Here is a 13609-nt window from a genome sequence, read left to right on the forward strand (position 1 = left end):
TGTTTCGCGGGTGTTCCCGGTAGTTCTCGGTGCCGTGGGGGCCGGGCGCGCTCCTGTCGCGTTCTGGCTTCCACGGCCTTCGAGGTATTGCCGGCCGTGGCCTTGGTCGCGGCATCGAGGCTGAAGACCTGCGCGACGCGATCACTCGGCAGTGCGTGGCGGGTGTGATGGCAGGATGGGGGGATGGCGACGCATCAACCCTGGGCAGGGCTCCCCGATGATCTGCTGGCGGCGAAGGCGCTGGTGTACGACCCGAGTGGGATTGTCTGCTCACAGCCGGTGCCCGAGCCCGAGAGCGCGGAGTACGCGGCGTACGGGTTCACGCTCGACGGGTTGTCGGTCAGGTTCCGCGTGGGCAAGACCACCCCGACGAAGGTCGGCCAGTTCGTCACCGTGTGGCAGCGGTCCGCGGAAGGCCCGATCCGGCCCTTCGATGCCGCTGACGGGGTCGACCTGTTCGTCATCAGCAGCCGCGGCAGCGGACACTTCGGTCAGTTCGTGTTCCCGCGAGAGGTGCTGTGCGAGCGCGGCATCGTGTCCCGGAACGGCTCCGGCGGGAAGCGAGGGTTCCGCGTCTACCCGCCGTGGGTGACCACGACCAACCGCCAGGCAGGCAGTACGCAGGCGTGGCAGGTGAAGTACTTCCTGCGTCTCGACGAGGACGGATCTGTCGACGCGACGCGTGCCCGAGCCCTGTACCACCCGTAGGCCCACCGCCGGCCTTCACCGGTGCGGACGGTGTGGTGGCACTGCCGGGCGATAGGCTCCCTGCCATGCACCTCTCGGCCGACGCCATCCTGTTCGACAGCGACGAAACACTCGTCTCCTCCATGCGCTCTGTCGTGCGCGCCTGGACGCAGTGGGCCGAGTCGTACGGGATGACCCTCGCGGATGTCACCCGCGTCGAGGTGCACGGGCGCCCGGCCGCCGCGATCGTCGCCGACCTGTTGCCCGCCCATCTGGTGGCGGAGGCGGTCGCGCGCCTGGAGGACGCGGAAGTCGCCGACGCGGTCGGGGGCGGCGTCGTTCCGGTCCCCGGTGCCGCCGAGCTCCTGGCCGGATTGCCCGCCGACCGCTGGGCCGTGGTGACCTCCGGCACCCGGCGGGTGGCCGAGGCCCGTCTCGCGCAGGCCGGTATCCACCCCAAGTTCCTCATCACCATCGACGACATCACCCACCACAAACCCCACCCCGAACCGTTCCTCCTCGCCGCCCGCCGACTCGGCGTCGACCCGGCCCGCTGCGTCGTTGTGGAGGACGCGCCCGCCGGACTCGCCGCGGGGCGGGCGGCGGGCATGAAGACCATCGCCGTGACCACGACACACAGTGCGGCCGAGCTCGACGCCGACGCGATCGTGGCAGACCTGACGGCCGTGTCGGCCCGAGCCACGGGCACCGGCCTCACCCTCACGGTCGAGTGACGCGGAAGCGTCCCCCTGCCTCCTGCTTCTCTCCCCTCGCCACAGCCATGCACCAGCCCGCACCACCACACACCCCGGAGTGGCGACAGCCGGCAGCCGGTCACGGTCGCAGCGATGAGTTTGTCCCGCCCGGGCAGTCTCATCGTTGTCGACCATGACAACGCAGGAGGAACGACGTGGGTCAGCTGCTGAGGGTGCAGAACTTCAATGTCTCGTCCGACGGGTACGGCGCCGGCGAGCATCAGAGCTTGGAAAGGCCGTTCGGTGACGCCGATCCCGGGGCCATGTTCGCCTGGGCCGGGGCCACGGCGAGCTGGCCCATGCGGACTGAACCCGGCGGCAGCCGCGGTCTCGACGACTACTTCACCCGGGACTTCGCACGCAACATCGGCGCCGAGATCATGGGCCGCAACAAGTTCGGGCCCCAGCGCGGGCCCTGGCAGGACCACGACTGGCGCGGTTGGTGGGGTGACGAACCCCCCTTCCACACCCCGGTGTTCGTCATGACCCACCACAAGCGCCCTTCGTTCACGCTCGCCGACACGACCTTCCACTTCGTCGACGACGACCCGGCCACCGTCCTCGAACGGGCCCGGGAGGCCGCGCGGGGCAAGGACGTACGGCTCGGCGGCGGGGCCACCACCATCCGGGAGTTCCTCGACGCCGACCTCGTCGACACCATGCATGTGGCGGTCTCGCAGGTGCGGATCGGATCCGGTTCACGGCTCTGGAAGTCACCCGACGAACTCCTCGACCGGTTCCACCTCGACGTCGTCCCCAGCCCGAGCGGTGTGACGCACCACCTGTTCTGGCGAAAGTAGAGGTCCGTCCCGCCCCCACCCCGTTCCCCGCGGCCCAGCGCACCGGGGGCTACCCCTACCTGGGGCGGGGTGGGTGGCAGGATCGCTCGGGCCGGTCGCATCCGGACATGCTTGGGCCCCGGCACTCACCGCCGGTTTCCCCGTGTATGCGTAGGAGTTGGCGTCGTGCGTGAGCAGGTATGGCAGAGGTTTCGTTCTTCCGGGGATGCCGGGGATGCCGGGGATGCCGGGGATTCCGGGCGTTCTGCACGGCCGGGCGGTGGTCGGCGCAGAGCCGTGCCGGCTGCGGTCGCCGTGGCGGTCGGCGTCATGACGATGGGTGCGCTGGCGCCGCCCGCCGCGTTCGCCGCCCCGAGGCCGGAGGCGGTCCAGCAGGGTCTGAACGCGCTGGTGCACACCGACGGCCTGCCCGCCGCGCTGGCGAGTGTCCAGGACCGGCCGGGGCATACCCGTACGTACACCGCGGGGGTGGGCGACCTGGCCACCGGTGCGAAGGTGCCCAGAGACGGCCAGGTGCGGATCGGCAGCAACACCAAGGCGTTCACCGCGGTGGTCGTGCTGCAACTGGTCGGTGAAGGGAAGATCGGCCTCGACACCCCGGTCGACACATACCTGCCGGGCCTCGTACGCGGGGAGGGGATCGACGGACGTCACATCAAGGTCCGTCAGCTCCTCCAGCAGACCAGCGGACTTCCCGACTACACCCCTTACCTTAGCGACGACGTCCGCTACTACGAACCCCGCGACCTGCTAGACCTCGCCCTCCAGCACAAGGCCCACTTCGCCCCCGGCGAGAAGTGGGAGTACAGCAACACCAACTACGTACTGGCCGGCCTGATCATCGAGAAGGTCACCGGCCGCCCCGTCGCGCAGGAGATCGACCGCCGGATCGTCCAGCGCCTCGGACTGCGCCACACCTACTTCCCCGCTCCCGGTGACGCGACCATCCGAGAGCCCCACCCCAAGGGCTACGACCGTGATGCGGCGGGCGCCCCGCTCGACGTCACGGAGTTCGACCCCTCCTGGGCCTGGTCGGCAGGCCAGATGGTCTCCACCAACTCCGACCTCAACCGGTTCTTCACCGCGCTCATGACCGGCGGCCTCCTGCCGCCCGCCCAGCTCGCCGAGATGCGCACCACCGTCCCCGCCGGAGAGCCCTTCGCCTCCGGCGCCCGCTACGGACTGGGGCTGGTGAGTACGCCACTGTCGTGCGGCGGTGTCTACTGGGGCCACGGCGGAAGCATGACGGGATACGAGACCCGGGGCGGCGTCACCGAGGACGGCCGCGCGGTCAACGTCGCCGTAACCACCCAGCCGAGCGACAAAGCCGCCATGCGGCACGTGGAACGGCTCGTGGACGCGGCCCTTTGCCGCTGAACCAGGCCTTCTGAGGACCGCGGCCCACCGTCGATGCCCGGATGGCGACGGCGGTGGGCCGCGCCACGATGACGGCGATCGTCACATCGGGCGCAGATCGCTCCAACGACGCTTCCGGGAGACTTCAGGGCAATCCTGGATGCCCCTTGGTGCACTATTGATAGTTACTTGGGGCCCTATTGGGGCTTAGCAGGCCATTTCATTAACTTCCGGATTACGTTCGCCGCAGACGGGTCGTGGACGCGACCCGCCCGACACTGGAGGTATCACTCATGCGACGGACCATCACCAAGGCCGGTAGTCTCGCGGCGGTTTCGCTGTTCGCCCTGGCGTTAGCCCAGCCCGCGCAGGCGGCGCAGAACGGCGGCGCCGGAGCGGGTGCCGCGGCTGCGTCGGCGTCCTACTTCGAGTTCACCGACGGCCACAACACGTTCGTCTTCAAGCTCACCGACCCCGCCCGTATCCAGCAGGCCCGCGCCATCCTGAGCGGCGCGGACACGGAGAACGTCAGCGTCATGGGCACGGTCGTCAAGACGCCCACCTCGTACAACAAGCCCTGGAAGTACCAACTCGCCCCCGACTCCGTGAAGTTCTTCTCCATGGCCATGGAGGTGTGCGATGCGAGCATCTCCTACGTCAACGACCACCTGAGCGAGGTGGGCGGCGCCCTGCTGCCGAAGTCGACGTGGTGTCCCTGGCAGTCGAAGCTGACGCGCGAGGTCACCGCCCCGTAAGGCGTCACGCCCGGGGGCATTGATTGACCTCGGCCGCACTCCGGTCGCCGGACCGCCGGCGGCCGGAGGTGCCGGGGCGGGGGCGCGGCGAGCGCGATCGGGCGGGGCCCGAGGCGGCTGCCGGGCAGCCCGCGCGATCGGATAAACAGGTGCCGGAACCCGGCGATGTGCTCATCATGGCAAGCTGTACGTTCCACAGCCCGAACCCAGGAGGTCACCATGACCGCAGAGCACGCATCGCAAGAAGGTTCGGAGCCGACCGAGGCCGAGGGCACTGCCCTGGCGCCGGACGATGACGGCCAGTACGACCTGAAGCGCAAGTTCCGCGAAGCCCTGGCGCGCAAGCGCGGCGGGCAGGCGGACGCCGCCGCCCGCGGCGCGGACTCCGACGCGTCGAAGGTCCGCAGCGCCCACGGCCCGGCATCGAGCCAGAAGTCGTTCCGGCGCAAGAGCGGCGGCTGAGCCCGAGCGGGCCGCCCACGAGGCCCGGCGGCGCACCGAGCCCCGTCCAGCCCGCCCGGGCTGGACGGGCCTCGCCACCGCTGTGCGAGGCCCGCGAAGGCGGCCTGCTCCGCGGTGAGGCGAGGGCTCACGCCTGCCGAGGTCGGTCCTCGGGGCCCTTCGGGTCGGCTTTCACGCGTCGGTGGCGTACGCGTTCAGCGGCTCCGGTATGGGGATGCCCAGGCGTACGTGGAGGGTGTGGGCGGTGCGTAGGCAGGTGTCCGCGCGTTCGGTGTGGCCTGCGGCGGACAGGGTTGTGCCCAGGGAGAGCAGGGACACGGCTTGGAGCGGGTCGTTGCCGAGTCGTCGCGCGCCCGCGAGGCTGCGTTCCAGGTGCGCCGCCGCCTCTTCGTACCGGCCGAGTGTGTGCAGTGCCTCACCCATGCCGCGCTCGACGTGGAGCTGCATGTGCTCGGAGCCGATTTCCCGGCAGCCGTCGAGGGCCTCGGTATAGCTTGCCACCGCGTCGGCGGGGCGGCCGAGGCGGACCAGGGTGCGGGCTTGGCCCGCCTGTACGTATACGCGTACCGCCGTCCATCCGAGGGGTCTCGCGCGGGACAGGGCGTCGTTGAGGCAGTCCAAAGCTTCGGAGTGGCGGCCCAACTGGCGCAGTGGATGGGCGGTGTTGTGACGCGTCTCCAGCTCGCCCCAGAGGTTGCCACGCCGGACGTGTACGGCGACGCCCTCACGGAACAGGGCGAGAGCTGCCTCGTGGCACTGGGAGGTGGCTCTCGTCGTCTCCAACAGACCGCTCACATTGAGGAGTTGACCGAGTATCGCGTCGTCGCCCGTGGCGCGGCTCAGCTCCAGTGCGCGGTCCACCTGTGCGCGCCCCTCGTCCCGGCGGCATACCTGCCACAGCCCGCCGCCCAGCATGTAGCGCGCGCGGATCTCGGCGGCCGGTGCGCCGCGCAGGGCGGCGGCGTCGGCGAGCGCGGCGGCGGGGCCGTTGAGGTGCGGCCACAGGAAGTCGATTTCGCCGAACGGGTCGAGGGCCAGCAGCAGATCGGCGGCGGGTGCGATCCGTACGCCCGGTCTGCGCGCGGCCTGCCGTAATACCCCGAGCAGGGTGTCGAACGCGTCGCGTACCCACTCCTGCCCCTCCGTCGCGTGCTCGAAGCGGACGGGGGTCGCGCGCGTGACCGCCATGGTCTGCGGGGTGGTGCAGGCGGGGCGGGACAAACGGTAGGCGCCGCGCACCGTGGCCAGGCAGAAGTCGATGAGACGGTCGAGGGCGGCGTCGGCCTCCGAGGGGCGGTCGGGTGATGCGTCGGCATCCGGGGCTTGCGAGGCTTCCGGCTCGTTCGGCGGCGTTCCCGGCGCCCGCGTTTCCTTCGCGCGAGCGCCAGCGCCCGTGACCGTCCCCGTGCCCGCCGCCCTCTCCTCCCCCTGCGCCCGTGCGAACAATCGCAGCAGGTCGTGGTAGCGGTAGCGGCGCTCGCCCGACGACTCCAACAGGCCCACGTCCACGAGCTGTTCGAGCAGCGACTCGGTCTGCCGCTCGTCCCGGTCGAGCAGTGCGGCGGCCATCGGCACCGAGAAGACCGGACCCTCGGCGAGCGAGGCGAGGCGGAAGGCGCGCGCGAGGTCGGGCGGCAGCTGGTCGTAGCTGAGCCGGAACGTCGCGTCGACGGCCAGATCGCCGATCCTGATCTGGTCGAGCCTGTGCTGTTCCTCGGTCAGCCGGTCCACCAGCCAGGCGACCGTCCAGGCGGGGCGCTGGGCGAGGCGCGCGCCCACGATGCGTACGGCGAGCGGCAGTTGACCGCAGGCGGCGACGAGTTCGGCGGCGGCCTGCGGCTCGGCGGCGATACGTTCCGGGCCGACGATCCGGGACAGCAGCACCATCGCCTCGTCCGTCGAGAAGACATCGAGTTCGAGAGCCCGGGCCGTGTGCAGGGACAGTTTCACGCGACTGGTCACCAGGGCCGCGCAACCCGGCGTGCCGGGCAGTAGTGGAGCCACCTGCCGAGGGTCGCGCGCGTTGTCGAGCAGGACCAGGACCCGGCGCCCGGCGAGTACGGAGCGGTAGAGCGCCGCCCGTTCGTCGAGACCGTCCGGTACGGAGGTGGCGCCGAGGGCGCGCAGGAACCGGCCCAGCACCTCCGCCGGTTCGACGGGGTCGGCCGACATCCCGCCGAGGTCGACGTGGAGCTGGCCGTCCGGGTAGCGATCGCGGACACGATGGCCGGCGTGCAGGGCGAGCGCGGTCTTGCCGACGCCGCCGAGACCGGACACCGCGGAGACGACGATCTGCGGGGAATCGGTGTCGAGCGCGGCCAGCAGATCCTCGACCGCCGCCGTACGGCCGGTGAAGTCCGATGGGGGTGCGGGGAGTTGGGCGGGTGTGGGGTGCTGGTAGTCGGCCGTATCGCTCGCTGCCGTGTTCGTCGTCCGGCCGGGAGTCGGATCCGGCGCCGTGTCGGCTTCCCGGAGCGGACCGCTCGTGGCAGCCGGGTTCGCGTTGGCGGCATGCGAGGGGTCGGCGGCAAGGGATGGGTCGGCCCGTAGCACTCGCTCGTACAGGTCCCTCAGCTCCGCGCCCGGCTCCACGCCGAGTTCGGCGGCGAGCACGGAGCGGCCGTCGGCGTACGAGGCGAGCGCTTCGGCCTGCCGCCCGCCACGGTAGAGGGCGAGCATCAGCAGGGCTCGCAGCTTCTCACGCAGGGGGTGCTCGGCGACGAGCAGCGTCAGCTCCGGGATGCTCTCGGCGTGCGCGCCCAGCTCCAGGTCGATGCGGATCCGGGTCTCCAGAGCGGTGAGCCGCCGTTCGACGAGCACGCCCCGCAGACTGTCGGCGTGCGGCCCGCGCACACCGGCCAGGGGTTCGCCGCGCCATAAGGAGAGCGCTGCGCGCAGCAGTCGGCGGGCGTCCTCGCGGTCACCGTCCCGGTCCGCCAGGTCGGCCTCGGCGAGGTATCGGTCGAACTGGTCGATGTCGCAGGCGTCGTCGCCGGTCAGCAGCCGGTAGCCGCCGGGTGCGGAGGTCAGGACCGTCGCGGGTGCGCGCCGTGGCCGACCCGGCTCCAGCTTGCGGCGCAGCTGGAAGATCTGGCTCTGCAGGATGGACAGGGCCTTCGGCGGAACGGTGTGTCCCCACACCCCGTCCGCGAGGTCGTCGGTGGTGACCGCCCGGCCCCGCCGTGCCAGCAGTATCGCCAGGATCGCCCGCTGCTGCGGCGTGAGCGCTAGAGGTTCCCCCGCGCCGCGCACCACATTGACCGGCCCCAGCAGCGCGTAACGAAGCGTGCCTTCGTGCATCGTCCCCCCCGTACTTTTCGCGGGTTTCTCCCTGTGCCCCCGAGGCGCCTGAATTTTGTCCGGACATTTTAGTGAGCACAGCGGTACGAGTGGGTGTGGTTGGCCGTGCGCGGCGGGTCGGACAGATCGCAGGCGTGTTCCGTCCGAAAACGCGCCTACGCGGTCTCCGGAACCATCCGGTGCAGCCCCTTGCGGTCGTAGTACGAGGTCGCGGCCAGACCGAAGGCCAGGGCCAGCACCGCCGCGATGGCGATCATGATCCAGGCACGGGTGAGACCGGCCTCGGCGCGTGCGTCGAAGTAGAGGATGGCCCGCACACCGCCGCCCAGTTGCCGCATCGGTTCGAACACGGCCAGCCAGCGATAGAAGCCGGGCAGCGCCTCCAGCGGAATCGTCGTGCCGGATGAGGGCAGGGCGAGCACGATGAAGACGAACATGGTGACGAGCTGTCCGATGCCCCCGAACGCCGCGTTGATGGCCTGCGTCCCGAGGCCCACCGTGGCGGTGGCGCAGAACGAGAACACCCACAGCAGCCACAGGTGTGAGGCGTCCACTCCCAGGATCACCACACAGGCCAGCATGATCAGACCGGACGTCAGCGCGGCGATCGCCACGGACATCGCCCACTTGATGATCAAGGTCCGCGTGCGGTTGATCGGCACCACCGGGCGGCGGGTGTGCCAGGGGCCGATCTCGCTGTCCGCGTAGCCAAGACCCACATCGACGCCGTTGCTGATGACGTTGCCGCCCATGAAACCGGCGAGCACCAGCAGCAGGGTGTAGTAGAAGGCGGTGAGGCCCAGACCGCTGTGCGCCCCGATCGGGTGGCCCACCTTGACCGTGACGGTGACCGGGTCGGCGAGCAGCAGCCGCGCCGGGCCGCTCGCGCCGGGAGGGGCCGCGGTCAGCGTCTTGCCCAGCTGCAGCGATGCCTGGTGGGCGGCCGTCTGGTTGATGGTGCTGGCGAACGAGGAGGCGAGGCTGCCCACGCCCGGGTTGGTGAGCACGTTCAGCGTGGGCCGGGCCGGGGTCGGCGCCGAGGCGCCGACGAGTGCCGCCACCGACGCGGTGAAGTCCTCGGGCACCTCCAGTACCCCGTAGAGCTTGCCGGAGGCCAGCTGCTGCCGGGCCGCGGCCCGGTCCAGCTGTCTCCAGGACGCCTGCTTTCCGGCGTCGGCCGTCGCGATCGAATCGGTGATCCGGCGGCCGAGGTCGGTCTGCTTCCCCGCCAGTACGGCACCACGGTCGACGGTGACCAGACCGATGGGCAGCCGGTGCAGATGGGCGTTGGGGTTGACGACGCCGCCCATGTAGAAGAGCGAGAGCAGCAGGACCGCCAGCGAGACGATGACGGTGGGGAACTGCCAGATCTTGGGGTTGCGCAGCACCTGGCCCGGGCGCACGCCACCCGACCTCGCCCGGTCCGCTGGGGGCTGGACAGGAGAAGACATGGCGCTCCAGGGGGCTTCGGCAGGTAGGCAGCAGGGGCAACCTAGCCGCGCCCACGTCCTCAGCCCGGCGCCCCGCGCCCGGTGTTTCCATCCGACGGGCGAAGGACCCGTTCGGCAGACCGGGGCGGCGGGAGGGGCGCCGTCACCACCGGCTCGGGTACGACCGTGCCCGAGGCGCCTTGCCGCTATCCGGCTGTCGGCTCGGCGCCGGCGGGTACTTCGTAGATCTTTCCGTCGACACCGGATCGGTAGAGCCTGCCCGCCGAGAACCCGTGGTCGCCGTGTCCGTAGGTGACCTGGGTGGAAAGGTGCATTCCCGACTGCACGGCGCAGAGGCGTCCGCCCTCGGCCCGCCAGATCTGTCCCGCTGCGTGGGTGGCGATCAGCGGGCGCCCTCGACTGTCGAGGGTGAGGCCGTCGGGCAGGGCGAGGGCGTCGGAGAGGTCGGTGGAGATCCAGCGTCGCGGGTGCGCCGGGTCGTCGACGGGAATGCGGTAGAGCCCGGGGGCGACGGTCGTCTGGATGACGTAGACCTGGCTTCCGTCCGGCGATACGGCGATCCCGTTCGGCTGCGGCACCCGTGCCCAGGCGGGGTCGACCCGGCCGTCCGGGGTGACGCGGCCGATGTGGCGGCCGCCCAGCGTCGTGGTGTAGACGGTGCCGTCGGGTGCCAGAGCGACGCCGTCGATACCGCCGAGCCCCGAGGCGTACGTGGTGACCTTGCCCGACTCCGGGTCCACCAGCAGCAGCTTCGACGTCGGAAGGACGTCGCCGGTGAGTGAATGCCCGAGGTCGTTGCCCGTGCCGACGAGGAGCCGGCCGTCCTCGCGGACGACGATTCCGCCGTTGGCGCCGATGTTCGGGGTGAGGGCGACGGGTGTGCTGCCGGGGGAGTCGATGCGGTAGACCCGGCCGGTGAAGTACGCGGTGGCGAACATCCGGCCCCGCTTGTCGACGGCGATCGACTCGACCCAGTCGGGTAGGTGCGCGACTTGGACGGGCGGCGCCGACGGGGTGGCGTCGCATGCGGGTGCCGCGTGGGCGGAGACCGGTGTGAGCAGAGCCGCGGCGAGCGCGACAGCCGGCATGCCGCTCCGGCGCAGCCCTCGTATCGCGGCGCGGGGAACGTTCCTGGGCGTCATCAATTCCCTTTCCGTCTCGCGGTGTTGGCTGATCGGTTGGTGGGGCATCGGTTCCTGATCTTCCAGCACCGTCGAGTATGACGCGCCCACAACCATGGAGAGGGAGGCGCCGACGGCCCGTCGCCGCCCCCGGGTTCACCGTTGGCCGTAGGTGGGACCTCACGCGGGCAGCGGCTGGACCGGCAGCGTGGGAGCAGCCCGGTCCAGCCGATCACCGACGTCCGGGTCCTCTTGCGGAGCTCGCGTTGAGCCGGGCGGCCTGGCGGGTCAGGTGGTCGCGCTCGGCCAGGTTGGGTGCCTTGTGGGCCGCCTCGGCGTACAGCCGTGCCGCCGTCGCCGGATCGCCGTCGCGCTCGTGGAGGTATGCCGCCACCGCGGTGTGGCGGGGCAGGGAGTCGTCCAGCGCGGCGAGTGCGACCAGTCCGGCGCGCGGTCCGTCGGCCTCGCCCACGGCGACGGCGCGGTTGAGCCGGACGACGGGGCTGTCGGTGAGGCGTACGAGCTCGTCGTACCACTCGACGATCTGTACCCAGTCGGTCTCCTCGGCGGTGAGCGCGTCGGCGTGCAGCGCCGCGATGGCGGCCTGGGCCTGGAACTCGCCGAGGAGGTCGCGGGCGAGGGCCGCCTGGAGGATCTTGACACCCTCGGCGATCGCCTCGGTGTCCCACCGGCTCCGGTCCTGCTCGGCGAGCGGTACCAGGCCGCCGTCGGGTGCGGTCCGGGTGGCGCGCCGGGCGTGGTGGAGCAGCATGAGCGCGAGCAGCCCCGCCACCTCGGGGTGGTCGATCGCGGCCGCCAGCTGCCGGGTGAGGCGGATGGCCTCGGCGGCGAGGTCTATGTCGCCGGAGTAGCCCTCGTTGAAGACCAGATAGAGAACGCGCAGCACGGTGGCGACGTCGCCGGGCCGGTCGAACCGCACGCCGGAGACCGTGCGCTTGGCCCGGCTGATGCGCTGCGCCATGGTCGCCTCGGGCACCAGGTAGGCCTGGGCGATCTGGCGGGTGGTGAGCCCGCCGACGGCGCGCAGGGTGAGCGCGACGGCGGACGACGGGGTCAGCGAGGGGTGGGCGCAGAGGAAGTAGAGCTGGAGTGTGTCGTCCACGCCGGGCGTGGGCCCGGCGGCGGGTTCCTCGTCGACGCGTTCCTCCCGTCGGCGGCGGGCGGTGTCCGCCCGGGCCTGATCGAGGAACTTGCGCCAGGCCACGGTGACCAGCCAGCCCTTGGGATCGCGCGGCGGGTCGGCGGGCCAGACGCGGACCGCCTCGACCAGCGCGTCCTGCACGGCGTCCTCGGCCGCCGCGAAGTCGGCTCCGCGGCGGACGAGGACGGCGAGCACGTTCGGTGTGAGGCTCCGGAGCAGGGCCTCGTCCACCTCGTTCATCCGGGACGTCACTCCGTGATGGTGGGAGGGCAGGCCAGGAACGGGCGAACCTCCAGCCACTCGTGGATCGGCTTCCCACCCGCTCCGGGGGCGGCCGACAGCTCCCCGGCCAGCTCGATGGCCCGCTCGTAGGTGTCGACGTCGATCACCATCCAGCCGGCGATGAGGTCTTTGGTCTCGGCGAACGGGCCGTCGGTGACCGGCGGGCGCCCCTCACCGTCGTACCGGACGAACGTCCCCTCGGGGGTGAGCGCCTGGCTGTCGACGAACTCGCCGGTCTCCTCAAGCCGATCCGCGAAGTCGCGCATGTACTGCACGTGGGCCGAGATCTCCTCGGGCGTCCACTGGTCCATGGGCACGTCGTTGAGGCACGCCGGGGCGCCGCGGTAGTGCTTGAGCAGCAGGTACTTGGCCATGGTGGATCTCCTCGGTGCTGATGCGACCCATTGTGGCCGCGTTCACTGCTGGGACGGAGCCGGTTGCGGGTTCTCGACATGGCCGGGCGATTTATCTTTCGCCCGCGTGGCTGAGCCTGCGCCAGCGGAAACGGAATCCCCGGCAGCGTCAGCTGAAGGAGCGGCGATAGGTGTGGGGGCTGACGCCGGTGGTGCGTTTGAAGCGGTCGCGGAAGGCGGTGGGGGAGCCGAATCCCACTTGGGCGCCGATGCGCTCGACGGAGTGGCGGGTGGTTTCCAGCAGGTGCTGGGCCTGGCGGACGCGGGCGCGGTGGAGCCATTGGAGCGGGGTGGCACCGGTCTGTTCGCGGAACCGTCGGATCAGGGTGCGGGTGCTCATCCGGGCCTGGGCGGCGATGTCGCTGAGGGTGAGCTCGCGGCTCAGATTGCCCTGGAGCCAGGTGAGCAGGGGTTCGAGCTCCGAGCCCTGCGGGGTCGGCGCGTGGTCATGGACGATGAACTGCGCCTGGCCGCCCTCGCGTTCGAGGGGGACGACGGAGAGCCGTGCGGCGTCGGCGGCCACCGCCGAGCCGTAGTCGCTGCGGACCATGTGCAGGCACAGGTCCAGGCCTGCGGCGGCGCCCGCCGAGGTGAGGATGTGCCCGTTGTCGACATACAGGACGTTCGGGTCGACCTCGATGTCCGGGTGGGCTGCGGCCAGGAGGTCGGTCGCGATCCAGTGGGTCGTGGCGCGCAGGCCGTCGAGGAGGCCGGTGGCGGCCAGGGCGAAGGCTCCGGTGCAGATGGAGGCGATACGGGTGCCGTGCCCGGCCGCCGCGCGCAGCGCGTCCCGGACGGCAGGGCTGAGCGGCGCCGTGGGGTCGGCGGTGCCGGGCACGATGATCGTGTCGGCCCCTTCGAGCCCGTCAAGACCCCAGGGCGCGCGCAGGGTGAACGCGCCCGCGTCGACGTCGGGTTGCTCGGCGCACACCCGGACCTGATAGCCGGGGCGGCCGTCCGGGAGCCGGGTGCGGGCGAAGACCTCGATCGGGGTGGACAGATCGAACGGGATCACCTGGTCCAGGGCCAGGACGGCGACGGCGTGCATGGCGGGAAGATACCTGC

Annotated in this window: 12 protein-coding genes; 6 read left to right on the forward strand and 6 right to left on the reverse strand. The window is 71.2% G+C overall.

Annotation, left to right across the window (positions count from 1 at the left end; genetic code table 11):
- The first annotated feature begins 183 nt into the window (after positions 1 to 183).
- From ACGFRG_RS19610 to ACGFRG_RS19635, 6 genes are all read left to right on the forward strand, one after another.
- Positions 184 to 708 (forward strand): MepB family protein, encoded by a 525-nt coding sequence (locus tag ACGFRG_RS19610; RefSeq protein WP_393265489.1) that lies wholly within the window; start codon positions 184 to 186, stop codon positions 706 to 708.
- 65 nt (positions 709 to 773) lie between these two features.
- On the forward strand, positions 774 to 1421 hold the full coding sequence (locus tag ACGFRG_RS19615) for an HAD-IA family hydrolase (protein ID WP_393265491.1): 648 nt from the start codon (positions 774 to 776) through the stop codon (positions 1419 to 1421).
- A gap of 176 nt (positions 1422 to 1597) precedes the next feature.
- On the forward strand, positions 1598 to 2242 hold the full coding sequence (locus ACGFRG_RS19620; protein WP_361425649.1) for a dihydrofolate reductase family protein: 645 nt from the start codon (positions 1598 to 1600) through the stop codon (positions 2240 to 2242).
- Between the two features lie 276 nt (positions 2243 to 2518).
- Positions 2519 to 3619, forward strand: a complete 1101-nt coding sequence (locus tag ACGFRG_RS19625; protein ID WP_393265494.1) for a serine hydrolase domain-containing protein — start codon at positions 2519 to 2521, stop codon at positions 3617 to 3619.
- Positions 3620 to 3891: 272 nt separating this feature from the next.
- Positions 3892 to 4353, forward strand: a complete 462-nt coding sequence (locus tag ACGFRG_RS19630) for a calmodulin-binding protein (RefSeq protein WP_393265496.1) — start codon at positions 3892 to 3894, stop codon at positions 4351 to 4353.
- Between the two features lie 219 nt (positions 4354 to 4572).
- Complete coding sequence (locus tag ACGFRG_RS19635; RefSeq protein ID WP_361425641.1) at positions 4573 to 4815, forward strand: DUF5302 domain-containing protein; 243 nt, start codon at positions 4573 to 4575, stop codon at positions 4813 to 4815.
- Between the two features lie 171 nt (positions 4816 to 4986).
- Here the strand turns inward: ACGFRG_RS19635 and ACGFRG_RS19640 are convergent, their stop codons facing one another.
- The 6 genes from ACGFRG_RS19640 to ACGFRG_RS19665 form a co-directional block, all read right to left on the reverse strand.
- Positions 4987 to 8115 carry a BTAD domain-containing putative transcriptional regulator gene (locus ACGFRG_RS19640; protein ID WP_393265500.1) on the reverse strand — a complete coding sequence of 1043 codons (3129 nt, stop codon included), beginning with the start codon at positions 8113 to 8115 and terminating at the stop codon, positions 4987 to 4989.
- 155 nt (positions 8116 to 8270) lie between these two features.
- Positions 8271 to 9566: a YhgE/Pip domain-containing protein gene (locus ACGFRG_RS19645; RefSeq protein WP_393265503.1), complete on the reverse strand. Its 1296-nt coding sequence runs from the start codon at positions 9564 to 9566 to the stop codon at positions 8271 to 8273.
- A gap of 185 nt (positions 9567 to 9751) precedes the next feature.
- Positions 9752 to 10654: an SMP-30/gluconolactonase/LRE family protein gene (locus tag ACGFRG_RS19650; RefSeq protein WP_393265505.1), complete on the reverse strand. Its 903-nt coding sequence runs from the start codon at positions 10652 to 10654 to the stop codon at positions 9752 to 9754.
- Between the two features lie 265 nt (positions 10655 to 10919).
- A complete protein-coding gene (locus tag ACGFRG_RS19655) occupies positions 10920 to 12080 on the reverse strand; it encodes an RNA polymerase sigma factor (RefSeq protein WP_393265617.1) in 1161 nt (386 codons plus the stop codon).
- Between the two features lie 17 nt (positions 12081 to 12097).
- Positions 12098 to 12505: a YciI family protein gene (locus ACGFRG_RS19660; RefSeq protein ID WP_361425630.1), complete on the reverse strand. Its 408-nt coding sequence runs from the start codon at positions 12503 to 12505 to the stop codon at positions 12098 to 12100.
- Between the two features lie 148 nt (positions 12506 to 12653).
- Entirely contained in the window at positions 12654 to 13592 is a 939-nt protein-coding gene (locus ACGFRG_RS19665) for a GlxA family transcriptional regulator (protein WP_393265510.1), read from the reverse strand.
- Between the last annotated feature and the right edge of the window lie 17 nt (positions 13593 to 13609).

The sequence above is a fragment of the Streptomyces sp. NPDC048696 genome, assembly GCF_043198895.1.
Classification (GTDB): domain Bacteria; phylum Actinomycetota; class Actinomycetes; order Streptomycetales; family Streptomycetaceae; genus Streptomyces.